The sequence below is a fragment of the Companilactobacillus nuruki genome, assembly GCF_002872255.1.
GTDB lineage: Bacteria > Bacillota > Bacilli > Lactobacillales > Lactobacillaceae > Companilactobacillus > Companilactobacillus nuruki.
Genome location: NZ_NIPR01000043.1, coordinates 77311 through 102702, shown reverse-complemented (window position 1 = coordinate 102702; position 25392 = coordinate 77311). Strand labels below are relative to the sequence as shown.

Here is a 25392-nt window from a genome sequence, read left to right as displayed (position 1 = left end):
AAGAATTGTTAAACAGAATAAATTTCAAGTAGTTGATCCTAGTCGGAAGGATAAAATTGCGATTGGAGTTCAAGTCGGTTTGACAGGTAAAATGATAGAAATGAAGCCTTTGGCAGAATAAAAGAATATTTATTTTTAAGTACCAATCTAATGACCATTTTTCAATGGTCATTAGATTGGTACTTTTTTTATCCACATAACGTTAAAGTACTTTTGTTTTCAAATGACTTCCTATAATAAGAAGTTAAAAATTAATTATCATACAAGATTAATAAACAAATTTTCAAGTCAAGTATTGTAACCATTAGTAAAAGTTTATATATATTAGTTGTCTCTTTCATAAGTTTTAATGAGTATTTTGTATGAATACCCACTTAATAAAAAAATATATATTAAAATAAAAAAATATTTTTTTGACTTCAATAAAATTTAATTTAATTAAAATTGGCATAGATAACTGGTATCAACCACTTTCAGCAAATTAAGTTTATTCTAGGTATACCATTTTTCAAAATAAAGGACTAATAAATCCATGTGACAAGCCGTTACATAAAAGTAACAACTGAAAATAAGCCATCAAAATTTCTTGAACTTTTTTAAGTTAATTGAAAATGCCTTTATAAAGGGATTTTTTTAAAAATAAAATTGAAAATAAAGAAAATTATGTATAACTTTCAATTGTCACAAAGTGTTGAAAAATCAGTCAAATTCTTTCTATGAGTTCTAATATAAATAATACCTATTTTATAAATATCATGGTACTATTGCTCAAATCGATGAACCAGATATGTGAAAAATCAGCTAAATAATTTATCTTAAAAGTTTAGATTTGTTTTTGTTTGTTTATTTTTTATTAAAAGGGCTGTTTTTTTTCTGAAAAAATGATATTATGTAAGGGTTCACATGAAGGGTGAGCTCTATTAAAGCGGTTTATTTAGAAATTATTCTATTTTTATTGTCAATTCGATCATAAATGGGTGGTCAAAGTAAGCGCTTTAATGACATAAAAATAAAGGAGGATTAAACATGGTTGGAATTGTTATTGCAAGCCATGGTGACTTTGCCGACGGTATCAAGATGTCTGGGTCAATGATTTTCGGTGAACAAAAAGATGTTCAATCCGTTACATTACAACCTAGCATGGGTCCTGATGATCTTAAGGCAAAACTGGAAGAAGCTGTTTCTTCTCTAGAAGACCAAGAACAAGTATTGTTCCTAGTCGATTTATGGGGTGGAACACCATTCAACCAAGTAAATGGTTTGTTCGAGGCACATAAGGATACATGGGCTATTGTTGCTGGTCTTAACTTGCCTATGTTGATTGAGGCATATGCTTCACGTTTATCAATGAACTCAGCACAAGAGATTGCTGCTCATATTATTGAAACAGCAAAAGACGGTGTTAAGGTCCGTCCAGAATCATTGCAACCAAAGGAAGCTCCTAAGGCTGCAGTTAAACAAGCACCTACAGGTGGTCAGCCTGGTTCACTAGAATATGTTTTGGCACGTGTTGATACACGTCTATTGCATGGTCAAGTTGCTACTGCATGGACTAAGACAACAAATCCTACACGTATCATCGTCGTTTCAGATAACGTTGCTAAGGATGACTTGCGTAAGCAAATGATTATGCAAGCTGCACCAGCAGGTGTTAAGGCTCATGTTATTCCTATTAATCAAATGATCAAGATTGCCAAAGATGACAAACACTTTGGTGGTCAACGTGCATTGTTGCTTTTCGAAACACCACAAGATGTTAAGAAAGCTATCGACGGAGGAGTTCCATTGAAGACGGTTAATGTTGGTTCAATGGCTCACTCAGTTGGTAAGGTTCAACCTAATAAGGTTCTGGCTTTTGACCAAGATGATATCGATACTTATAAGGCTATGGAAAAAGATGGCATCAAGTTTGATGTTCGTAAAGTTCCTACAGACTCAAAAGATGATCTTGATAGCATCATGAAGAAAGCTCAAGACGAACTTAATAAAGCAAAATAATATATACATATATGTTTAAGAAATAAACGGAGGATTAATAATCATGCAATTAAATGCTATTCAGATTATTCTAGTCGTTTTAGTATCTTTCTTAGCTGGTATGGAAGGTATCTTGGATGAATTCCACTTTCACCAACCAGTTATAGCTTGTACTTTAATCGGCTTAGTTACAGGTCAATTATTACCATGTCTTATCCTTGGTGGATCACTACAAATGATCGCCTTAGGTTGGGCTAATATCGGTGCTGCTGTAGCACCTGATGCTGCTTTGGCAGCTGTCGCTTCAGCTATTATTCTTGTTCTTGGTGGTAAAGGTAAGGCTGGTGTTGGTTCAGCTATTGCCATCGCTGTTCCTTTGGCTGTTGCCGGACTACTATTAACAATTCTATGTCGTACATTGGCAACTGGTATTGTTCATATTATGGATAGAGCTGCTGAACAAGGTAGTTTTAAGAAAATTGAAATGTGGCAATATATTGCTATTTGTATGCAAGGTGTTCGTATCGCTATTCCTGCTGCATTGATCCTAGCTATCGGTGCTGGCCCCGTTAAGGAATTATTAAATGCTATGCCTGCTTGGTTGTCAGATGGTTTGTCAATCGGTGGTGGTATGGTTGTTGCCGTTGGTTATGCAATGGTTATCAACATGATGGCTACTAGAGAAGTATGGCCATTCTTCGCAATTGGTTTTGTGTTAGCTACAGTTACACAATTAACACTTATTGGTCTTGGTGCTATCGGTATTTCAATCGCTCTTGTCTACTTGAAATTGGAAAAATCAGGTGGTAACGGAGGCAACGGTGATGGAGGAAACTCTAACACTGGTGATCCGGTTGGCGACATTATAGATAACTACTAAGAGGGGAGAACACAAAAAAATGGCAGATCAAGTAAAAATTTCTAAAAAAGATAGAATTTCCGTTTGGTGGCGTTCAACCTTCCTACAAGGTTCATGGAACTACGAACGTATGCAAAATGGTGGTTGGGCTTACTCATTAATCCCAGTCCTAAAAAAATTATATAAAACAAAAGAAGACCGTGCCGCTGCTTTGAAGCGTCACATGGAATTCTTCAATACTCACCCATATTTAGCTTCACCTATCTTAGGTGTTACTATGGCTTTGGAAGAAGAACGTGCCAATGGTGCACCTATCGATGATGTTACTATCCAAGGTGTTAAAGTTGGTATGATGGGTCCTTTGGCTGGTATTGGTGATCCTGTGTTCTGGTTCACTGTTAAGCCTATTATCGGTGCTTTGGCCGCTTCATTGGCTATGACTGGTAATATTCTTGGACCAATCATTTACTTCGTAGCATGGAATGCTATTCGTATGGCCTTCATGTGGTACACACAAGAACTTGGCTACAAAGCCGGTTCAGCTATTACAGATGACCTTTCTGGTGGTATCTTACAAGATATTACTAAGGGTGCTTCAATTTTAGGTATGTTTATCTTAGGTTCATTGGTTAATCGTTGGGTTGCTGTTAAGTTCACACCAACAGTTTCAACTGTTAAACTAGATAAGGGTGCTTACATTGATTGGGCACATCTTCCATCAGGTGCACAAGGCGTTAAGGAAGCTTTGATTCAACAAAAAGCTGGTCTATCATTGACAGCTCACAAAGTAACAACTTTGCAAGATAACTTGGATCTATTGATCCCAGGACTAGCAGCTTTGCTTCTAACATTGTTCTGCATGTGGTTATTAAAGAAGAAAGTTTCTCCAATCGTTATTATTCTTGGCCTATTTGTACTTGGTGTTGTATTACACGTAATTCATGTTATGTAATTATTGGAAAATTTCAATCTGGGGTGAACTCAAAAGAGTTCGCCTCTTTTTTGATAATAGTTTATTGCAGACGTATAATATTTCTAATTAAGATAAAGGGGTTAGTTTAAATGGTTCAATCAATAAATACGAAGTCGGATTTGGTCATGAATGCAACTTCTCATTTGGGTATGGCAGATTACGGTAAAATCATGGTCGGAGATAAAGGCTTCGAATTTTATGATGACCGTGATGCTAATAACTATATTCAAATTCCTTGGACTGAAGTCAATCATATAATTGTTTCAGTTATTTTTGGCGGTAGATGGATACCTAGGTTTGCAATTGAGACAAAAAAGAATGGGACTTTTTCATTTTCTTCAAGAGATCCTAAGAAGGTCTTAAGAGCAATTCGAGTTTACATTAAACCAGATCGTATTGTTCGTTCGTTGGGATTCTTTGAGGTTATTAAACGAGCTTTTACAAGGAAAAAGAAATAATAAATTTTAAAGATGAAAGTGGGATAGAAAAGATGTCCACTTTCGAGCATTAGGACAAATGGGACTTAGTAATCAAGCTTTGATTACTAAGTCCCATTTTTTAGTAGAAAAGCTATACCTTGTCCCACAATTTAGTTATAAATTATACTATCTTGTTTTTTTATTCCAAAAATGACAATCTGGCAAACTTTAAAACAGTATTATGGAAAAATATTTAAATAGGGATTATTTTAATAGTAATTAATTATAGGTAACCAAGGTGATCAAAATGGAAAAAGAATTGAATTTTCAAAGAAAAATCAGTTTTAAACCATTGGCAGTTAGTGTTTATTTTGGTATATCAATTTCTATTATCGTTTACTCGTTGTTCACTCATGAATTAATATTTTGGATCAGTAGTGGAATAATAGCCTTCTTTATTCAAAGTTTAGTAATTTATCCCCATTATTTTAATAGATATTATGGTTATTGGAGAATTAATAAGGAAGGTATTTATTATTATAACTATAATAATTGGGGTAAAATAGTTAAAGCTATATTATTTCCGTTTAATGAGAGTGCTATTAAGCTTCCATATTCAAGTATTGAGACATTTTTAATGGTTGATGGTAAATCTATTATGAATATAAAATATCTCTCAGGAGGGCCATTTATGGCTTCTCTGAATCGGAGGGGGCATTATGTAATAATTAATACCGGTAGTTCAAAGATTAAGTTAGTTTGTGATTGGAAGAATAATAAATTTTCCGTAGATAAAGAAGATATTAATCAGATTGTTGAATTGCTTAATTCTAATATCGAGACTAAAAAAGCCCATAATATGGCTAAACAAATATACAATTTATGAAATACATTGAAGGGTGATTTCTGCATGAAGGATTATGGCTGGTCCCACAGAATCTGTATCTCAACGGTTAAAGAATACTTTATCGAACGCGTTTCATGTCAAGTAATTATTTAATATAATTATTATAGGGGGGAAAATAATGCGATTTATAAAAAATAATATAACCAAAGTCATTCTAGCGAGTTTGATCTTTCCGATTGTTTTAAGTGTAATGGGGTTAATTGTTAGTAAGAAAGTAACCAGTATGTGGCAGGCATTAGGAGATTTAATAGTATTTTTAGTAGCATATTTGTTAAATCAATTTTATTTTAAGCAGAAAATACATTGGTTCAATCAAAGAAATATATTGAGACAATTATTAACGTCTTTGCCAGCAATTATTATTGTGGCATTTTTAGATTTACCAATGATAGGCGTTTCTGATTTTAAAATTAGATTCACAGTAATAGCTATTTGTCTCTTGGTAGGATTAGCCGAAGAATTTGTTTTTAGAGGGATCTTAATTGGTTTATTTTTGAAAATAACTAAGAATAATTCTTTAGGTACGGTTATAGGATCAAGCGTACTTTTTGGATTGATCCATATGACCAATTTAAGACGTCTACCAATAGGCTATGTTTCATCACAGGTAATATTTGCAATTGCAGTTGGTGTATTATTCGGAACAATATATTTGAAGACGAGTAATCTAAGTATTGTTATTCTTTTACACGCTTTACGAGATATGTTTCCTATGTTTTCTGATAAAACGATGTTACAAGCGTCACAAACCACATTTTCAGTAATTTCAATATATGGGATGATTATTTTTCTGGCAATTACTTTGATAATTGCGTACATTCAATTACGAAATTTTAAAGTAAAAGAAATTAATAACTAGAGGTTTTCATCTTGAAAATAAATCCCCATCTGGTAACCGTTTTGTGGCTACCAGATGGGGATTTATTTTTTAATCTAGTTTGAGCGGCTGTGTACTATCTAGCCAGTCGTTAGTTTGTATATTTTTGAAGTACATTGTGACCTCAGACGTTGTACTATTAACCTTTACTAAGAGAGCACCATCAAAACTTTTACCAGGTAAAACTTGACCAGTATTACTTGCACTAACAAGTGCCTCATTATCCCCGGTGGCCGTAGTAGCACTCAATTGTTGACCGTCTTGTTTTAGCATAATTGCTGTATTTTGAACTTGTTGAGGGACAGCATTTTTTTGTGTTTTATTAGTATAATTATATTTTACTAATAAAGCTGCGTCACCATTAGTATCTTTGATTAATTTAACTTCGTTAGAGATTTTAAAAGTATACCAATCGGTATCATAAGTTAAATTGTCATAAGTTCCAGGGTTAGTTATTTTAGGAGTGGTATCTTGTTTTTGTTCAGGTTGTTTTTCAACTTTTTGGGCAGGATTCTCCTTGGTAACCTTTTGTGCTTTGTTTTTCTTAGTGGGCTTTTTCTTAGTTGGTTTTTTGCTAACCTTTTCAATTTTTCTGGAAGGTTGTGTCGAGTGAGTATTATCGGTGCTGTTTACTTTCCAAAAAACTAATAGACCAATTATTATTATAACAACTAAGATAATGGGAATTATAAATGTTTTCTTTTTGTAGAAAGGCAATCTTTTACGTCGAAGTGCTTCACGAGTCATACGTGTTCTGCCAGTTCTATTTTGTCGTTTCATAACGTTACTCCCCTGTGAATAATTCGTTAAGACCATAATATCATAATTACTAAGTATGAATTAATTAACTAAAAAATGCTTGTTTTTTTTAAAAAAGAAATTTTAATTTAGGGTGTTGAACTGACTTTAAAAAAGTGGTATAAATATCTGGTCGAAGTTAATGAGATAGTTATTTTGTGAAAAGGGGGTCACAATGATGTTGTTTTTTGGTAATCATGGTGATTATGAAGTTACTTGTAACTTCTTTAGTAAAGAAGGCCAAACAGTTGCTAAGAAGCGCATTTGTCACAACGTTTCTAAAAAAGAGGCACGTGACGGTATGAGGGACTATGTAACAAACAGGTTCTCTGATATCATTGATGTAGCTCATCCCATTAAAGTTGTTGCTAAGTTAACAACTAAATAGAAGGATAAATACAAGTGTTTATATGGTGGAACTATTTTAGTTCCACCTTTTTTATATTTTCAATAAAATTATTGTTATGATAGACACAAGGAGGCAATGTTATGGAAAATGGAAAAGTAACTGGTAAAAGATTCTTTTACGTAACTATGCTGAATGTGTTAATTACCGTCGCTGAATTTATTGGTGGAGTTTTCTCGGGGAGTTTGGGGTTAATTTCTGATGCCTTTCATAATTTGGAAGATTCTTTATCAATTGTTATTTCTTATGTTGCTAGTGTTATTGGGCGGCGTAAAAATAATACTAAGAAAACCTTTGGATACAAAAGGGCCGAAATTTTAGCGGCTTTTGTTAACTCGATTGTTTTGGTCGTTATTACCTTGATGATGGTGTTTGAATCATTTAAACGTTTATCACAGCCGCAACATATCAATGGCAGATTAATGATGATCGTTTCCTTGGTAGGGTTAATTGCTAATTTTGTTTCTATGTTGATGTTGTTAACAGGTTCTAAACATAATTTGAACATAAAAGCTACATTTCTACATATGTTGACCGATACCTTATCTTCTATTGGAGTATTTATAGCATCAATTTTTGTGATTTTGTTCAATTGGAATTGGGTCGATCCATTAATTACAATTGTTATTGCAATTTGGCTCCTAAAAGAAGCCTACAGCGTTGTTTCTGAAACAGTCAATATTCTTATGGAAGCAAGTCCTAAAATTGATCTGGATGTCGTTTCTGATGCAATTATGACAATTCCGGAAATTGTCAAGGTACATCATATTCATGTTTGGATGATTGATGAAAATCATATTATGTTGGATGCTCATATTAATGTTAAAAGAAATTGTAATATGTCGGAGCTTGATGGTTTGTATGATAAGGTTGATAAAATGTTAAATGAAGAATTCAATATCACACACGTGACATTACAGGCTGAATGTTCTAGGGGACTTGATAATTCATTGATAGATTAATAAGAAAGTCTAATTGTGCTAAGATTAAAAGGTAATTTTATATGAAAGTTGGGAATTTCGTAATATGGTAAAACTTGTCATGGTAAGACATGGGGAAAGTATTGCTAACGCCCTAAATCAGTATACTGGTTGGAGTGATGTAGGTTTGACCCAAGAGGGGATTGTTCAAGCACACAAGGCGGCTGAACAATTGGAGGGCCTTTATTTTGATCATGTCCATACTTCAGTTTTAAAACGAGCAATTATGTCGGCCTATATTATTCAAGATGAACTAAATCTTAACTATGTGCCTATTACTAAGACTTGGCGCTTAAATGAACGTCATTATGGAGCCTTACGAGGACAAAATAAAGATGTGACTAGAAGAGAATTTGGAATGGAACAGGTCCATCAGTGGAGAAGAAGTTTTTATTCCATTCCACCTAGATTAACCCAACCAGATCCTAATATCGGACCTTATAAATATTTTGGACCTGAGATTATGCCAAGAGCCGAAAGTCTTTATCAGGCTTATCAGAGAATTATTCCTTATTATGTTGATAATGTAGGTCCAAGGTTACTTGACGGTAAGAATCAATTGATTGTTGCTCATGGGAGTACAATTAGAGCATTGATTAAATATATTGAGAATATCAATGATAAGGATATTGATGGGGTCGAGGTCGCTAACGGTAAACCCTTGATTTATGAATTTGATGATAAATTAAATATTGTTAATAATAATAGAATGAAAAAATAAATTTGTATTGAAAAGAATGAAAGAATCTTAATGGAGATAAAAACCATGAAGGTGCTTTCATTTTTTTTGAATTATTTTACGAAAATGCTTTCTTTTTAGAAAAGATGATGTAAACTATTTAAATGGTCTAGATAAGTGAAACAAATTTTTAGTGCCAAATGGGCTTGTTTAGATAAGTTATTGTAATAATGTTCGTTTAAGCATGACTAATAAATGTATTGTGAGAAACAGATAGTTCCTTAATATATATGAAATATAGCACGTTAAAAAATAATTATTACTAGTATTTGGCCAAATCGAGAGGGAATTTCAAATGAATATTTTAATTGCTTTAATACCGGCTCTTGGTTGGGGTGTTATGCCACTAATTACCGGAAAAGTTGGCGGGTCATCAGTTAACCAAATGTTTGGTATTGGTGCAGGAGCAACAATTGTTGGATTGATATCTTACTTAGTTACACAACCAAGTGTAAGTGCACAAGCATTTTGGTTTTCAGTTTTATGTGGTGCCTTGTGGACAATTGGTCAAATCGGCCAATTCATATCGTTTAAGAGAATCGGAGTTTCAGGTACCGTGCCATTATCAACTGTTTTTCAATTGGTTGGTAATTCTATTATTGGGATGTTGATTTTTGGAGATTGGGCAGGAGTTCATGCTAAGGTTATTGGTATTATTGCTTTAGCCATAGTTGTGGCAGGTGCACTCTTAACGTCTGTTTCAGATAATACAGATGGCAAGGGTATCCAAACTAAAGATATTTTCTTCCTACTTTGTACAACTGTTGGATTTTGGATTTATTCTTCATTTCCTAATATTCCAATTGTCAAAGCTGAAAGTAGTACAGGTATTTTCTTACCGGAAATGTTAGGTATCTTATTAGGATCAATCATCTATGCCTTGTTCACTGATAGAAACTCATTTAAACAAAAAGAACAATATCAAAATATTATTGCTGGTATTGCTTGGGGAATTGCAGCTTTTGCCTATATCTTCTCTGCAAAGGCCAATGGTAATACTTCTGCTTTCATCTGGACGCAGTTGAATGTTATTATCGCAACCTTTGGTGGAATCTTTGTACTTCACGAACATAAGAGCCAACGTGAATTGACTTTTACGATCTTGGGAATTGTTTTGATTGTGGTTGGTAGTGTTGCCACGTCATTTGCATAAGTATAATAAAATGAACAAAGTAAGTTTAGCTTTGGATAATTAATATAATAGGGATGACAACTCAATCAAGTTGTTATCCCTATTTTTGTTAGTTATAAAAATATAATACTTGTCATGGTACCCGTTCCACAAATTAGAATTATTTACTAAAGGATATGGGAGGCAAGCAGTTTGATAAAACATATATTTTCCGATATGGATGGAACACTTTTGAATAGCACCGGTAGAATTAGTTCAGTGAATATAAAAAGAATTAATGATAGTCAAATACCGTTCACATTAGTTTCTGCTAGGGCACCAATGGAAATGACTGAAGTAATTGATAAATTACATTTGAATTCACCACAAATTGCCTTTAATGGTGGTTTGATTTTCAAAAAGAATAAAGATGATTTAGAAATATTGGCTGACGATCCTTTAGATATAGGAATAGTCAAAAAAATTATTAATTATATTACAATTAACTTTAAAGATATTAGCTGTAGTTGTTATGACTCTAATAATTGGTATTCGGAAAAAATTGATGATGGTACGAGATATGAAACGTTATTGACAGGACAGATTCCTAAAATAGTTAATTATGCTAATCTATTTACTGAAGGTATTAATATTTATAAAATAATGTTGATTGATTTTGGAAAACTTAAACTTAAAACTTTAGAACAAAAATTAAACAGTTTAAATTTGAATGTAAGTATTAAGCAAACTGGTTTGAATTATTTGGAAATAACTAATGTAAAAGCGAAGAAGTCTAGAGGAATCAAATATATTCAAGATTTAGAAAATATATCTAAAGACGAGATGGCAGCTTTTGGGGATGGGCATAATGACCTACCAATGTTTGCAAGCGTAGGTACGCCTATTGTTATGGAGAATGCTTTGGATGAAATAAAGGCTTACGGTAAATTCATTACGCAAACTAACGATGAAAATGGTGTAGCCTTTGGAATAGAAAAGTATCTGGAAGTGAACTAATGACAAATATTAGAGATATAGCTCGATTATCAGGATATTCTGTATCTACCGTTTCTCGATGTATTAATGACTCAGGCTACGTGTCAGAGGAGGCTCGCAATAGAATTCAGAGCATAATTGACAAGCTAGATTATGTTCCCAATGATGTAGCTCGTGATTTAAGTCGTGGCAAGACGTATAACGTTGGCGTGGTTTTACCACATACATTGCATCCGTACTTTACTCATGTTTTACAAGGAATAATGAAAACAGCCTTTTCTAGTGGTTATCACGTGGTAGTTCTTCAATCAAAATATGATGCTGATTTAGAAATAAAATATTTAGAACAATTGCGTCGTAAAAGTTATGATGCCTTAATATTTACCTCTCGTGGAATCCCTATGAAAGAATTACTCAAATATCAAAAATATGGTTCGATTGTCTGTTGTGAAAACCCAGGGGAATTTAATATTGCAGCAGCCTATGCTTTGAGAAAGGAAACCTTTATTGAGGCATTTGAGTGGATCAAGCAACAGCGTTATAAAAAAGTTGGAATTCTTCTAAGTCGAGATAATCAATTTAGTGCTACCAGTAAGGTTACATTAGAATGTTTTAAAAAAGTTTTTGGACGTAATGCTAGAATAGTCGATACGAATGTTACGACTTATAGAGATGGTTATGAATCCATATCGCGATTGTTTGAAAAAAATGAACGACCTGACTTCATTTTTGCAAATGGTGACGATGTGGCAGTTGGAGCTCGACAATATTATTTGGATCATGCCTTAAAGGTTCCTTCGATGATGGGGCAAGAAAATCAATTGTCAGGAAGAATTACACATTTACCTACAATTGATCATCAATTCGAGATAGTCGGGCAGACTGCTTTAAAATTGGCTATTTCTAATATAATAAAACAAATCCCCATTAAATCTTATTTAATACGGGAAAGATGAATTCTTATAAAGATAGACACGACAACCATAATCTGGCAAATCGTGTCTATCTTTTGAATTTAAAGGAGATTAAAGGTAACCAAATATGGCAGCAATTCCAGCAAAAAAGAAAAAAACAGATAGCACTAGAGAAGACCATAATGCTAATAAAGCAAATGGAGATGTTTTGCTTTCGATTTTTAAATCTTTGAAATGGTTACTGGTAGTGTAGGTCTGCCAAAGTCCGACGATTATAAATATGAATCCAATGAATATATTCATACGTATAAACTAGACCTGAAGATTAGTAGCATTAAGCAAGTGATCTTCGAAGTATTTCGATTCTCCATAGCCAGTATTAATGATGGAATATTTTTTGCCATTATAAATAAAATTAATACGATCTTCACCATAAAGCTTATCAACGATTAAGTCGGTAATGTCTGCAAAAGGAATAACAATATGATGGAGTTTTCTCATACCTCTAATTAAAGTCATAGAGAGTGCATCATCTAGAAATTGATAATAAACATATCCTTTAAAAACCTCAGTGTCGGTGTCAATTATTTGAATATAAGTAAACATAATAATCACACTCTTTTCTTAATTTGTAATCAATATAAAATTAGTAATTATTGATTATATGCATTATAAAAGAATATATGAGCAGTTAAAATTTAAAGGATTGAGTTATTACAACTTGTCTATTTGTAGGCTTTATTTTTGCTTTATTTCCATAAACAGACTATTTTTAGTTCAAATTTATTATAAAAAGAATAAAAGTAGGCGATGAAGATGGAAAAAAGTTTTGCAAGAAAATTAAACTTGAAACCTTTATTTAATAGCCTGATTTTTGGCACTGCCATTGGAACTTTTGTGTTTATTCTTTTTAAACAAGCATTGTTCTTGGGATTGGTTGCTGGTATTTTAGCCTTTTTGTTAGAAAGTCTAATTATCTATCCACATTATTTGCCAACGCTCTATGGACTTTGGAAGATAACTAATGAGGATATTTACTATTATGATTACAGTACATGGCAAAAAAGAATTCAGGCAATCTTTTTGCCAACGGTTAAGAGACAGCAAGCAATTCCTTTTAGTGATATTAAATCTTATGCCTTAGTTGTTAGTAAGAAGGCTGATAAATGGACACCACATTATATCGTTTTAAGAATTGATAACGGTGATAGTATTGCCTTAGATTTGTCTTGGAATTTATTAAAGACGGGTGCTCCAGAAAAAGATGTCGAGTGGGTGGTCGACTTCATAACATCAAAACTAGGTCAGCATAAGGTTGAGGTTTTTCAAACAAAATAAAAAATTATACAAAAAAAGCCGGTTCAGTAACTATATTTACAATAGTTACCAGACCAGCTTTTTTGCTAGACACATAATTTATTATTCGTCGTCATCGTCATCAATTTCGCCATCAATCTTGATATCCTTCAAGGCTGAACGGTCTTTTCTAACAAGGCGTAAACGATTCAATGATACTTTACCAAGTACTAATGGTACACGTTCTTCCACAACATCGCTGTATGAAAGTCCAAACCAGTTAGCTGGTGAAATAAATTTTTGAAGGAAGAATCTCATATGAATAACACTCTTCTTTAAACTACTGATCTTAGTATCAGGGGACAATACCTCTTTGATGATTACAAAAGAGAAGTCACCGACTTCACGATCAGGAATTGTTGTATATTTTTGAGGTTGAGGCTTAATTTCGCCATTAGACATCATGTCGTTGACTACTTGGCGGAGATAAACGTTAACCTTTTGGTCAACTCTGAAGCCAAGATAGAGTTGAACGCTGACCATATAGTCGGTATCAAAGGTTTCAACACTATAAGCGGCTGTATAAGGTTCATCAGTAACATTAACAGTTACAAACCAGTAAACTTGAGCCCGTTTTGGACGTTTATCAAGAATAGAATAAAGAATATTTTTCTTAATGCGATAGCCATCATGAATTTTAGTTAAATAAACTAAATTAGTTGTATATAGTGGATAACTTGGATCTTTTCTTAGATCATTTAGTTGATGTTTGAAAGCAAGTAATGAAACAAAGTGGCTCCGATAAGTGTTGTCATCTTTTAGACGTTCACCATATCTCCAGATGAACATGACTGCAATAAGGCAAGCAGCAATAAACATTGTAATATAAGCACCATGAATGAACTTACTACTGTTAGTTACAAAGAATATACTCTCAATAATAAAGAAGAAACTGACAATGATTGTTGTAAAGAAGCGATTAGCACGTTTCATTAGTAACCATTGATGGAGCAGAATTGTAGTCATTAGCATGGTAATAGTAATTTCTAGACCATAAGCATTAGACATGTTTTCTGATGTTTTGAAATAGAAGACAATGAATAAACAAACAACCCAGATAATTGAATTAACAGTAGGGATATAAAGTTGTCCCTTAAAGTTTGTAGGATAGTAAGTCTTTAATCTTGGGAAAATTCTTAATTTAGTGGCTTCAGATACCAATGTATATGAGCCGGAAATTAAAGCCTGAGAAGCAATGATAGCAGCCATAGCCGATAGGAAGATTCCGAAGAGTCTGAAGTCAGATGGGATTGATTGATAAAATGGGTTCATAGCTGATCCCATTTGTTGAAGTGTGTGATTATCTTTAACACTCAAAAGCCATGCTGCCTGTCCTAAATAACTAAGTAACAAACAAATTTTAACAAAAGGCCAACTAGTATAGATATTAGGACGACCAACATGTCCCATATCTGAATACAAAGCTTCAGCACCGGTAGTAGCTAAGAAAATACTACCAAGGATGAAGATACCTCGAATATTGATCGGGCTTCTTAATAATTCGATTGCATAGTAAGGATTCAAAGCTCTAAGCATTGACCAGTCAGATGATAGATTCATAATACCCATCAATCCTAAGAAGGCAAACCAAACTAACATAATAGGTCCAAAAGCTCGACCAATCATTTGAGTACCGAATCTTTGAATAAAGAATAGCGTTGATAAGATGACCAAAGTGACGATGATAACCTGGTTTTGGGTACTGATTAAAACAGTATTATTTATTTCAATACCCTTTAAACCCTCAATAGCAGCTGTAACAGTAACTGCTGGAGTCATCATGCCGTCAGCTAAAAAGGTAGCTCCACCAATCATAGCGGGTATGATCAACCACTTAGCTCGCTTTCTAACCAAAGTATAAAGAGCGAAGATTCCACCTTCACCACGGTTATCTGCCCTTAGAGCAATTAGTACATATTTTATTGTGGTTACTAAAGTAAGTGTCCAAAAAATTAAGGAAACACTTCCTAAGATAAAATTGGTGGACATTTTTTCAAGTCCGCCATTCCCAACCATCAAAGAATGCATAACGTATAGAGGAGAAGTACCAATGTCCCCGTATACGATTCCTAAAGCAATTAGGAACCCTGCGATACTCATCTTTGAATGGGGGTTACCCTTAAATGAATTAAGTTGTGTCTTTTCCATATAAATAATCTCCAAAAATAAACAGTTCAACAGGCATTATAACATTCGATTTGATAGTATGAAACCACTTAATTTTGATCTAGTAGTTTAAGCCATATATCAAAGTATATAGCCACTGATGGCACTATTTTTTGTGTATTGGTATTAGCAATGATGAATCCCTTGTTTGAACTGTATATGTAATATTTTGATTCCCGCGAACAGTCATACCAAAGTCAGTTGCATAGATAATTAAGCCCAGTTGATGGCCCTTTAATAACTTATAAAAGGTAGGTTGTAATTCAACGTTTATATCATAAAAAACATCTGGCTTTAGTTCATCTACTTTATAGTTATTATTCCGATTTTGTAAATTAATGTGTCCTTTAGTAATCATTTTAAAAGGAGAAGGACTAGCATAAGTGAATTCGCGCAAATCATCCTCACGCCAGTCATAGGTCTGAGCTAGATTATTTTTTCCAAGTATAGTTGGTGAAGCATTCAAACGCTTTGCTTCACCATAATCAATAATTTGAAAACTCAATAAACCAATGTTTTGACTTGATGAAACTTTTAATTGTATATGAGATTTACCGTCAATAATTAGATCAGTATTTATAGGATCAGTCTTGAATATTAATTGCTCATTTTTTAATTTATTATCATTGGCAATCAGATCGTGTTGCCAGGTATCGTTATGTTTACTATAAAAATTGAAATCACTTTCGGGAAGAAAATCTGTGAAAGACTCATTATTAGATTGAATATACTTAGTGACTAATTTATCATTTGATAATTTGTATTCTACTTGCTCATTATTGTTGTTAGACCAGTCTTTATAAGCATTCCAATTCTCTGGCTTAGTATTATCTTGAATTATAACATTCGGAATGATTTCTTTAGCTTGATTGTCAACTCCAAGTAATTCATATGTTAACCAGAGATTAATGATGTCGTTATAGTCAATGGACCTGAAAGCATTAATGTAAATATGTTGACCTTGATGGAGAATTATTTTTTGTGTAACGCCGTTATACTTGATTCCGTTCCAAAGTTTCTCAACATTTCTTGGTTTGACATTCCAATCATTTAAACCATGGACCATGAATACATCGGCAGTAATATTTTTGAAGCTTTTATGGTAATTTCTAGCGTCCCAAAAAGTATTATAATCACCAGTATTGCGGTCTTGACCATTTGCAATATCTTTTAATTGTTTATTCCAGGAAGTCTTAATTTTTTGAAAATCTCCCGGTTGTAGTCGACGGCTAAAAGTTTCTTCTGCTAACACATCGGCGTCTTCACCAGGGAAACCACCGGGTGCGATTACTAGGCCACCATCGCGGTAATAATCATACCAGTTTGAGATAGCAGCCTCGCTGATAACGGTCTTTAACCCCTTAACTCCACTTGTTGCGGCCGCAGTTGCTAAAGTCCCCAAATAAGAGCGTCCTGTCATGGCAACTTTTTTATTAGACCACCAGGCTTTGATTTCAATGTTATCAGTTCGATTAGTGAAGGCGGGTAATTCACCAGTTAGCCATTTTATTAAGGATACAGTTGAGATGGTTTCTTCAGGATCACCGGTAGTTCTAAGTCCGTCTGAATCTTTGGTGCCGATTCCAGCCATATAGGCAACAGCAAATCCACGTGCAAGAAAATAATCATTTAGAGTGTAAGAATTTTCTCTTGAGAAATCTTCTTCAGCATGTTTAGTTTCGCCGTTGATTGATCGTGGAGCAGGAACTTCATTATTTGATGCATGATATTCAATATCAGAATATTGTAAATCGTTAGGTACTTTATGTTTGAGTGGTACATTAACATTGTGAGTTAATTTTTCGCCAGTCTCATCGTTGGTACCTTGATTATAAGGACTGGCAGTATAAAGGATTGGTACTTTCAGACCATTTTCAGTTGCTTGGGGTCTTAAAATTTCAGCCTTAAGTAAATCACGTTTACCATCATGATCGCTATCTTGAGGAGACTCTACATAGACTACCTCATGAATTAATTTATGGGGATCAAAGACGGGTAAGGTCTTTCCATTGAATAACATCGGTTTAGTTACTTTGCCATAGAAATCGATGAAATAACCTTTGGCTGCCAATGAGTCTAAATAAGTCTGACCATTTTTATTATGAGTTGCCAATAACCAATACCAAGCTGATTTTAATTCATCAATATTAAATGAATCGTTGTTATGATTGGCTATCATGAGCTGAATTTTTTTCATGGCATTTAAAGGGTCATTGAAGTCAAAGTCAACATCAGGATTGAATTTTAATAATTGTAAGGCGACATTATAAAATGCTTTTACGGATAAATGAGTAGCCGAATCTAAGTATTCATTAAGATTTTGAGTTTCAGTTGCCATGTATGTTTTAAGTTTTTCTTCGAAAATTGATGACGTTTTGGCTTCCAAAAAACTTTTACTTAAAAAACTTTTCCAAAGTCTAATAGGGTCTGTTTGATCCTCATTATCTTTATCTAAAAAACCAATTGTTTTTAGTTCCTCTATTTGATCTTTAAATTCAGTTGGACGGATTGCAAATTGATTATTTTTCATATAGACAACTCCTTTTCAAATATTAATTTCATTATAGAGCAGTAAGAGCAGTTTTAGATAGATATTAAAAAAGAGGGAAGAAAAAACATAATTTCTTCCGTTTAAAATAAAGAGAACCAGTAATCAATTTTGATTACTGGTTCTCTTTATAATTCTTATAAGCTAAGTATATTTTTGTTCTCTTTTAATAAATGTTAAGCAAGTGCACCCATTGGGTCCCATGGTGCAAGAACCTTAGGTTCCTTTGATTCTTTTTCAAAGGTTGTTTTAAGATCCTCTGGTAGATATTTCTTGTTAATAACCAACTGATAGACGAATTCATCAAACCATGAGTCACTCATAACAAAGTATCCCTTGTTACCAACTTTTTCACCCCATGAGTTTTCAACTTTCCATTTCAACGGATTGCCATTTTCATCAAGGTCAACGCCGGTAATAACCATAGCATGAGTCATCATACTTTCGATGTAATCAAGTCTTTGAGCCTTCGTCATTTTAAGATCGGTATCTAATAAGCCTTCGAGGTCGTAGATGTTTGTATCCATAATACCAATCTTACGGTCGGAGCTTTGACCAACATCGCTACCAAACCAAACTGTTTCTCCAGCTTGAAGTTGTTTAATAGCTAGTTTTTTAAAGTCATTGATTTCAAGGTTCAAATGACGTACTTGACGTCCACCAATAACATTACCCAACATCTCAACTGTATAAACGTGGTTATATGGTTTATCGGCAGTTGGAGCATTGATAGTTGAAATATAACTATCTAAATCCCAACCAACATATTTCTTAAAGAATTCTTGAGGTGTGATACCTGTTTCCTTGTGATAGTTCTTATCATCATCACGATAAGCCCAGTCAAATTTTGTAGGTGGAACACCAACTGTATATACCAAGATTTTGTAAATTTCGCTTAACAGTTCGTTCTTTTTGCGATCAATGTCTTCTTCGGATTTGTTGTCATTAACTAAGTTACGTAAAATAATGGCATCCTTACGAAGTTTCTTGTTAAGAACGTTATTCAATTCAGAGGAATTTGTACGACTGAATGTGTCAGGCATTACAGACTTGGGAACAACACCATATTTTTGAACAAGAGCCATGACCATATCCCATTGTCCACCGTCTTGTTGAGGGGTTGCCATTAGGAAATCAACTTTACGGTCGCCAGTTGGCAAGGCAGCAGTATTGATAACATTCTCAAAGAAATAGTTAGACTTTTCTAGTTTGTCCCAGAAAAGCATGTAACCTTGTGATAATTCAAAACCTTTGATTTTAAAATTATCTTGAAGAGGGTGTCTCATAGTATTTAATGCCGCAAATACCCAGCATAAACCTGATTGCTTTTGATCAGCCACTTTACCAGTGTCTAGTTCTACTGAGAAAGTAGGGTCCATCGCTACTTTAGAAGCGATTGTTTCACTTGATTTGAACAATCCATTATTAGCAACAGCATTTTTGATTGCTGAAGAACCTGGTGTGTTTTCAAAAGCTGATTGAAATTTATCTAATTCAGATGATGTAATTTCCTTAGTCATACAATATTCTCCTTTATCTGATATTATCGATTACTTTAGGTCCGTTTTCATAACCGACGATAATAGTATTAACTATATCAAGAAATAGTCCATGTGCAACTATTCCAACTTGATGGTCTAGCCATTCAGCTAGTAAATGAGGATGGGTAATTGATCCCATCTTTAAATCAATCACGTAATTTTTATTATGTGTCAAAACTCGATCTCCATTTTCATCCAAACGGAATTCGGGATGTAAGTCTTCCTTCTCTAAATCAGAGAAAGTTTTTTCACAACCAAAAGGAATAACCTCTAAAGGTAGTGGGAAACTACCCAAAGTGTCAGCCATTTTCGATTGATCTACGATCCAAATATTTTTAGTTGAATTAGTAGCAACCATTTTTTCAAGTAAATGTGCCGCACCGCCACCTTTGATACCTTGATAGTTCTTATCAATTTGGTCAGCACCATCGATTGTTAAATCAATGTGATCAACTGAATTAAGGTCTTTAGTGGGAATGCCTAATGATTGGGCTTGCTTCTCAGATCGTGATGAGGTAGTTACGGCTACGATATTTTTGATATCCCCAGCTTGATATCTCTTGCCAAGTTCCTCAATCATATAATAAACAGTGGAGCCAGTACCCAAACCTACTACCATATTACTTTTAATATAGTCTACAGACTTGATACCAACTGCTTGTTTCAATTCATTTTGATTCAACTAATTTTCCCCCTTTAGTAGCTTTTGGTAATTTTCAGTTAATAGAAATCTAATTTCGGGTTTTCTTTCAAAAGCTGCTTTAGCATATTCACAAACGGGGACTATTTTTAGTCTCTTGAGATCAGCAAAGTCTAAAGCAGCGTTTAGTAATTTCCCAGCTAAACCTTGACCACGATAACTGTCATCAACATAAGTATGGTCAAGTGAAATGACTCCATCTTTTACTTTAGAATAGGTTATTTCACCAATCATTTTATCGTCGTCCTCTAAATAAAAACGACCGTCTTCGTGTTTCATTTCCATAAAATTACCTCCTAGCTGATTAATTAATTTAATATTACTCTATTATAAGTAGAAAGTCAGTCGATTGAATAGTTTTATAACGTCGAAAATGCTATTATTTTAGTTATCTAATGCTTAAGGAGTTTTCAATTTGACAAAAAAACGTGGATTTGAAATTGTAAAGAAATATCAAGGTAAGGGTATCAATTTACCAGCTCGTCAAACTAAAAATGCCGCTGGTTATGATATCGAAAGCGCAGAAGATTTTGTTGTACCTTCTATTTGGAAATTTGGTGTTTTAAATGTTTTGAAATTTTTGCTCAATAAGGGCAAAATGGATGATGATAAAATTGCTGAAGTTCAAAAATCTATTAAACCTGTTCTAGTACCAACTGGAATTAAGGCTTTCATGCAAGATGATGAGGTATTGATTATTGCCAGCCGTTCCAGCAATCCATTGAAACGTGGTTTATCAATTCCTAATGGTATTGGTGTCGTTGATGCAGATTATTATAATAACGACGGTAATGAGGGAGAATTATTTGTTCAATTGATCAATTTTTTCCCTGTTGATTACAAAATTAAAAAGGGTGAGCGTTTGGCCCAAGGAATCTTTATCAATTATCTTACAACGGATGATGATGAGGGTGGATTAACGAAACGCCATGGAGGATTTGGCTCTTCAGGAATATAATAAGAAAGGAACAATTTTATTGGCTAAAGCGAAAACAAAGTTTGTTTGTCAAAATTGTGGTTATGTATCGCCTAAATATTTAGGTCGTTGTCCTAATTGTGGCGTTTGGAACCAAATGGTAGAAGAAATTGATCATCCAGAAGCTAGTAAAGCTAGTGCTACACCAAGTCGTCGTGTTAGTGATTTGGAAACCAAGCCAGTTAAGTTGGAGAATGTTTCTTTTGAAAAAGAACCTCGAGTTGAAACAGAATTAGGTGAATTGAACCGCGTATTAGGTGGAGGAATTGTACCTGGGTCGTTGATTTTGATCGGTGGTGATCCTGGAATCGGGAAATCAACACTGTTAACTCAAGTTTCAGGGCAATTGGCGAAAGATGGTAGTAAAGTATTATATGTGTCTGGGGAAGAAAGTGCCTCTCAGATTAAGATGCGTGCTGACCGTTTAGGTATTACAGGTGATAATCTTTATTTGTATCCCCAAACAGATATGAGTTATATTCGTCAGACTATCGATGACATGCGTCCAGACTATTTAATTATAGATTCTGTTCAAACAATGGATGAGCCTGAGATAACCTCGGCCGTCGGTAGTATTTCTCAGATTCGTGAGGTTACGGCAGAATTGATGAATATTGCTAAGCAGCAGAACATTACCGTTTTTGTCGTTGGACATGTAACTAAGGGTGGAGCAATTGCTGGGCCTAAGATTTTGGAACATATGGTGGATACTGTCTTATACTTTGAAGGGGATACCCATCATAGTTATCGAATTTTACGTTCAGTTAAAAATCGTTTTGGTTCGACAAATGAAATTGGAATCTTTGAAATGAGAACAAAGGGACTAGTTGAGGTTGCTAATCCGTCAGAAATTTTCTTAGAGGAACGTTTAGCTGATGCCAATGGTTCCGCCGTTGTAGTATCTATGGAAGGAACTAGACCTATTTTGGTCGAAATTCAATCTTTAATTACACCAACTATTTTCGGAAATGCCAAAAGGACGGCAACTGGATTAGATCATAATCGAGTTTCTGTTATCATGGCTGTTTTGGAAAAACGTGGTAATCTGATGCTTCAAAACCAGGATGCATATTTGAAGTCGACGGGTGGTGTGAAACTGGATGAACCAGCAATCGATTTAGCTCTGGCTATGTCAATAGCGTCCAGTTATAAGAATCTAGGTATTTCTGGAACGGATTGTTTTGTGGGTGAGGTTGGCCTAACTGGTGAGGTTAGAAGAGTTAACCGCATCGATCAACGAGTTAATGAAGCTGAAAAATTGGGCTTCAAGCGTATTTTTATTCCTAAGAACAATCTTGGTGATTGGTCTAAGAATAACAAAATCAAGATAATTGGCGTAACGACAGTATTAGACGCCATGAACAAGATTTTTTAATGAGGAGGTTTTTATGCGAAAAATTGTAGTAAATATTATTTTCGCGTTGCTAGGAATTGCTGTTGGAATTACGGTTTTACCTAGTTTATGGGAAGTTACCGGTTTAGCAGGAGTTGCTTTTGTCAATAACGGCTATTTTGATGGACTTATTGGATGTATTATATTTTATTTTGTGTCGTTCTTGTTTGTTAAACCAATCTTAGATTTGAATCAAAGAATCGAAAAGTATTTGAATTCAAGGTCGCCAGGTTGGATCATTTATGGTTCAGTCTTCTTAATTGGAGGCTTAGCCTTAGCCAATATCATTTCGATTCCGTTTTATTTGATGCATAATATGTTTTCAAATGTGATTCCAGTAATCTTAATGATTGTTTTTGGTTGGCTTGGCTTTAGAATGGGAACTAGTCGTCGAAACGACTGGAGTAATTTCTCTCTTAAAAGGACTAATGTTGCTAATAAAGCAACTGAAAAGAGTGATGAGATAGCTTCTGAAGGAGAGGTTACTCGTCGTTCGGCTAAAAAGGATTTCTATCCATATAAGATTCTTGATACCTCAGTTGTAATTGATGGAAGAATTCATCAATTAGCTCAAACTGGATTCTTAGAAGGTAAGTTGATGATTCCAGACTTTGTTGTTCATGAACTACAACTTATTTCTGATTCTAGTGATAATCAAAAGCGAGAACGTGGTCGTCGTGGTTTGGATATTTTGAATGAAATTAAAATGGACCAAACTATTAATTATGAAACAACAACGCGTGATTATGATAATATTCCAGAAGTTGATATGAAATTGCTTAAGTTAGCTAAAGAAATCGGTGGTGCTGTCATCACAAATGATTATAATTTAAGTAAGGTCAGTGAATTTCAGAATGTTCAAGTACTTAACATTAACGAATTAGCCAAAGTTTTGAAACCAATGGTTTTGCCAGGAGAAACGATGACTGTTAAAGTTATTAAAGCGGGTACTGAAAGAGAGCAAGGTGTCGCATACCTAGAAGATGGTACAATGGTCGTTGTTGAAGAAGGTAAATACTTCATTAACAAAGATGTTGATGTCGTTGTAACTAGTGCATTGCAAACCGATGCTGGTAAAATGATTTTTGCAAAACCTAAACATTCAATGCATGGTATCCAGGAAAAGAGTAGTGCTAAGGAGAATTCTAACAACCGTAACAATAACGGCAATAACCGTGGAAATGGCAATCGGAATTCAAATAGAAACAACTCAAGAAACAAAAGGGGAGAACAAAGAAATGGCAAAAAAGTCAGATAACAAAATTCGTGTAAGATATGCACCAAGTCCAACAGGTCACTTGCACATTGGAAATGCTAGAACAGCTATCTTTAACTACTTGTTTGCACGTAGTCATAAGGGAACTTTCGTTATCCGTATTGAAGATACTGATACAAAGCGTAACGTTGAAGGCGGTACAAAGAGTCAACTAGAAAATCTTAAGTGGCTTGGTGTTGATTGGGATGAAGGTCCAGATGTCGGTGGCGACTATGGTCCATATCGTCAATCAGAAAGAAAAGATATTTATCAAAAGTATATTGATGAATTACTTGAAAAGGGCTTGGCTTACAAATCATATCTGACTGAAGAACAACTAACAAAGATGCGTGAAGACCAAGAAGCTCATGGACAAATGCCTCATTATGAATATGAATTTGAAGGTATGTCCGAAGAAGAAAAGGCTGCCAAGATTAAAGAAGCAGAAGATGCTGGATTACAACCAGTTGTTAGATTCCATGTACCAGTTGGTAAGAACTATGAATGGGACGATATCGTAAAAGGTAAAGTTTCAATTGGTTCAGATACTATTGGTGGCGATTGGGTTATCCAAAAGCGTGATGGAATGCCTACATATAATTTTGCTGTTGTTATTGATGATCATTTGATGGAAATTTCACACGTATTACGTGGTGATGATCATGTTGCTAATACGCCAAAACAATTGATGATTTATGAGGCACTTGGCTGGGAAGCACCTAAGTTTGGTCATATGACACTTATCATCAATACTGAAACAGGTAAGAAGCTAAGTAAACGTGATGAATCAATTCTCCAATTCATCGAACAATACCGTGAATTAGGTTACTTACCAGAAGCTATGTTTAACTTCATTGCCTTACTTGGTTGGTCACCAGTCGGCGAAGATGAGTTATTTACTCGTAAGCAATTTATCAAGATTTTTGATGAAAAACGCTTAAGTAAATCACCTGCTAAGTTTGATCAAAAGAAACTTGAATGGGTTAATAACCAATATGTTAAAGGAGCCGACGTTTCAGAGATTACTGATTTGGTAATTGCTAACTTGATCGAAGCTAAACGTATCAGTGCTAATCCATCTACAGATGAAATTCAATGGGTAAGACATTTAACAGAACTTTATATGCCACAAATGTCTTATACACAACAAATCGTTGAATTATCAGATGTTTTCTTCAATCAACCAGAACATCTAACCGATGATGAACAACAAGAACTAGCTAATGATGATGCTAAAACTGCGATTGAAGATTTGAAAGGCAAACTTGAGAATCTTGATCGCTTCACAGCCACACAAATAATGAATGCTATTCAATCAGTTCGTGCTGATACTGGTGTTAAGGGAAGACAACTATACATGCCAGCTCGTATCGCCACAACTAGAACAATGCATGGTCCAGCTATTGCTGAAACTATTGAATTGTTCGGTCGTGATCAAGCACTTGCCAATATTGACAAGACTTTAGCAGAAATGAACTAATCAATTAAAAAAGAAAAATTT

At 34.3% G+C, this 25392-nt stretch carries 25 protein-coding genes and 1 pseudogene; 19 read left to right on the top strand and 7 right to left on the bottom strand.

Annotation, left to right across the window (positions count from 1 at the left end; genetic code table 11):
* From CBP76_RS13380 to CBP76_RS10015, 7 genes and pseudogenes are all read left to right on the top strand, one after another.
* A pseudogene (locus CBP76_RS13380) lies at positions 1–121 on the top strand (DUF4867 family protein); the annotation flags it as partial.
* A gap of 905 nt (positions 122–1026) precedes the next feature.
* Positions 1027–1998, top strand: a complete 972-nt coding sequence (locus CBP76_RS10040) for a PTS sugar transporter subunit IIB (RefSeq protein WP_102196748.1) — start codon at positions 1027–1029, stop codon at positions 1996–1998.
* Between the two features lie 43 nt (positions 1999–2041).
* Complete coding sequence (locus tag CBP76_RS10035; protein WP_102196747.1) at positions 2042–2857, top strand: PTS mannose/fructose/sorbose transporter subunit IIC; 816 nt, start codon at positions 2042–2044, stop codon at positions 2855–2857.
* A gap of 19 nt (positions 2858–2876) precedes the next feature.
* Positions 2877–3788, top strand: coding sequence for a PTS system mannose/fructose/sorbose family transporter subunit IID (locus CBP76_RS10030; RefSeq protein ID WP_102196746.1), 912 nt, complete (start codon positions 2877–2879; stop codon positions 3786–3788).
* A gap of 110 nt (positions 3789–3898) precedes the next feature.
* Positions 3899–4267, top strand: coding sequence for a DUF956 family protein (locus tag CBP76_RS10025; protein ID WP_102196745.1), 369 nt, complete (start codon positions 3899–3901; stop codon positions 4265–4267).
* Between the two features lie 268 nt (positions 4268–4535).
* Positions 4536–5114 (top strand): hypothetical protein, encoded by a 579-nt coding sequence (locus CBP76_RS10020; RefSeq protein WP_102196744.1) that lies wholly within the window; start codon positions 4536–4538, stop codon positions 5112–5114.
* A gap of 139 nt (positions 5115–5253) precedes the next feature.
* Complete coding sequence (locus CBP76_RS10015; protein WP_102196743.1) at positions 5254–5994, top strand: CPBP family intramembrane glutamic endopeptidase; 741 nt, start codon at positions 5254–5256, stop codon at positions 5992–5994.
* Between the two features lie 69 nt (positions 5995–6063).
* Here the strand turns inward: CBP76_RS10015 and CBP76_RS10010 are convergent, their stop codons facing one another.
* Positions 6064–6792 (bottom strand): DUF5067 domain-containing protein, encoded by a 729-nt coding sequence (locus CBP76_RS10010; RefSeq protein WP_166667251.1) that lies wholly within the window; start codon positions 6790–6792, stop codon positions 6064–6066.
* Between the two features lie 193 nt (positions 6793–6985).
* Here CBP76_RS10010 and CBP76_RS10005 point away from each other — a divergent pair, with 193 nt between their 5' ends.
* The 7 genes from CBP76_RS10005 to CBP76_RS13500 all read left to right on the top strand — a co-directional run bounded on the left by CBP76_RS10005 (position 6986) and on the right by CBP76_RS13500 (position 12209).
* Positions 6986–7198, top strand: a complete 213-nt coding sequence (locus CBP76_RS10005) for a hypothetical protein (protein ID WP_245865731.1) — start codon at positions 6986–6988, stop codon at positions 7196–7198.
* Between the two features lie 101 nt (positions 7199–7299).
* Positions 7300–8178: a cation diffusion facilitator family transporter gene (locus tag CBP76_RS10000; RefSeq protein ID WP_102196740.1), complete on the top strand. Its 879-nt coding sequence runs from the start codon at positions 7300–7302 to the stop codon at positions 8176–8178.
* A gap of 64 nt (positions 8179–8242) precedes the next feature.
* Positions 8243–8917, top strand: coding sequence for a 2,3-bisphosphoglycerate-dependent phosphoglycerate mutase (locus CBP76_RS09995; protein ID WP_102196739.1), 675 nt, complete (start codon positions 8243–8245; stop codon positions 8915–8917).
* 313 nt (positions 8918–9230) lie between these two features.
* Positions 9231–10088: a GRP family sugar transporter gene (locus CBP76_RS09990; RefSeq protein ID WP_102196738.1), complete on the top strand. Its 858-nt coding sequence runs from the start codon at positions 9231–9233 to the stop codon at positions 10086–10088.
* A 171-nt stretch (positions 10089–10259) separates the two neighbouring features.
* Entirely contained in the window at positions 10260–11063 is an 804-nt protein-coding gene (locus tag CBP76_RS09985; protein WP_245865728.1) for a Cof-type HAD-IIB family hydrolase, read from the top strand.
* Entirely contained in the window at positions 11063–11998 is a 936-nt protein-coding gene (locus CBP76_RS09980) for a LacI family DNA-binding transcriptional regulator (RefSeq protein WP_102196736.1), read from the top strand. Before CBP76_RS09985 ends, CBP76_RS09980 begins: the two co-directional genes overlap by 1 nt.
* 85 nt (positions 11999–12083) lie before the next feature.
* On the top strand, positions 12084–12209 hold the full coding sequence (locus tag CBP76_RS13500) for a hypothetical protein (RefSeq protein WP_281258475.1): 126 nt from the start codon (positions 12084–12086) through the stop codon (positions 12207–12209).
* A gap of 59 nt (positions 12210–12268) precedes the next feature.
* On the opposite strand, the gene CBP76_RS09975 is transcribed toward CBP76_RS13500, so the two are convergent.
* Positions 12269–12562 carry a hypothetical protein gene (locus CBP76_RS09975; RefSeq protein ID WP_102196735.1) on the bottom strand — a complete coding sequence of 98 codons (294 nt, stop codon included), beginning with the start codon at positions 12560–12562 and terminating at the stop codon, positions 12269–12271.
* 210 nt (positions 12563–12772) lie between these two features.
* Here CBP76_RS09975 and CBP76_RS09970 point away from each other — a divergent pair, with 210 nt between their 5' ends.
* Complete coding sequence (locus CBP76_RS09970) at positions 12773–13294, top strand: hypothetical protein (protein ID WP_102196734.1); 522 nt, start codon at positions 12773–12775, stop codon at positions 13292–13294.
* A gap of 81 nt (positions 13295–13375) precedes the next feature.
* Here the strand turns inward: CBP76_RS09970 and CBP76_RS09965 are convergent, their stop codons facing one another.
* The 5 genes from CBP76_RS09965 to CBP76_RS09945 all read right to left on the bottom strand — a co-directional run bounded on the left by CBP76_RS09965 (position 13376) and on the right by CBP76_RS09945 (position 20552).
* A complete protein-coding gene (locus CBP76_RS09965) occupies positions 13376–15460 on the bottom strand; it encodes a KUP/HAK/KT family potassium transporter (protein WP_102196733.1) in 2085 nt (694 codons plus the stop codon).
* A 124-nt stretch (positions 15461–15584) separates the two neighbouring features.
* Complete coding sequence (locus CBP76_RS09960) at positions 15585–18008, bottom strand: Xaa-Pro dipeptidyl-peptidase (RefSeq protein ID WP_102196732.1); 2424 nt, start codon at positions 18006–18008, stop codon at positions 15585–15587.
* 194 nt (positions 18009–18202) lie between these two features.
* Positions 18203–19546: a C1 family peptidase gene (locus tag CBP76_RS09955; RefSeq protein WP_102196731.1), complete on the bottom strand. Its 1344-nt coding sequence runs from the start codon at positions 19544–19546 to the stop codon at positions 18203–18205.
* Positions 19547–19559: 13 nt separating this feature from the next.
* Positions 19560–20249 carry a ribose-5-phosphate isomerase RpiA gene (gene rpiA, locus CBP76_RS09950; RefSeq protein WP_102196730.1) on the bottom strand — a complete coding sequence of 230 codons (690 nt, stop codon included), beginning with the start codon at positions 20247–20249 and terminating at the stop codon, positions 19560–19562.
* Entirely contained in the window at positions 20250–20552 is a 303-nt protein-coding gene (locus CBP76_RS09945) for a GNAT family N-acetyltransferase (protein WP_102196729.1), read from the bottom strand.
* Between the two features lie 130 nt (positions 20553–20682).
* On the opposite strand from CBP76_RS09945, the gene CBP76_RS09940 reads away from it, so the two are divergent.
* The 4 genes from CBP76_RS09940 to gltX are packed head-to-tail and all read left to right on the top strand — an operon-like array spanning position 20683 to position 25371.
* Positions 20683–21225, top strand: a complete 543-nt coding sequence (locus CBP76_RS09940) for a dCTP deaminase/dUTPase family protein (RefSeq protein ID WP_102196728.1) — start codon at positions 20683–20685, stop codon at positions 21223–21225.
* Complete coding sequence (radA, locus tag CBP76_RS09935) at positions 21197–22618, top strand: DNA repair protein RadA (RefSeq protein WP_425430305.1); 1422 nt, start codon at positions 21197–21199, stop codon at positions 22616–22618. Before CBP76_RS09940 ends, radA begins: the two co-directional genes overlap by 29 nt.
* Before the next feature lie 13 nt (positions 22619–22631).
* On the top strand, positions 22632–23894 hold the full coding sequence (locus tag CBP76_RS09930; RefSeq protein ID WP_102196727.1) for a PIN/TRAM domain-containing protein: 1263 nt from the start codon (positions 22632–22634) through the stop codon (positions 23892–23894).
* Positions 23875–25371 (top strand): glutamate--tRNA ligase, encoded by a 1497-nt coding sequence (gene gltX / locus CBP76_RS09925; protein ID WP_102196726.1) that lies wholly within the window; start codon positions 23875–23877, stop codon positions 25369–25371. The genes CBP76_RS09930 and gltX overlap by 20 nt, the downstream gene beginning before the upstream one ends.
* Positions 25372–25392 lie beyond the last annotated feature (21 nt).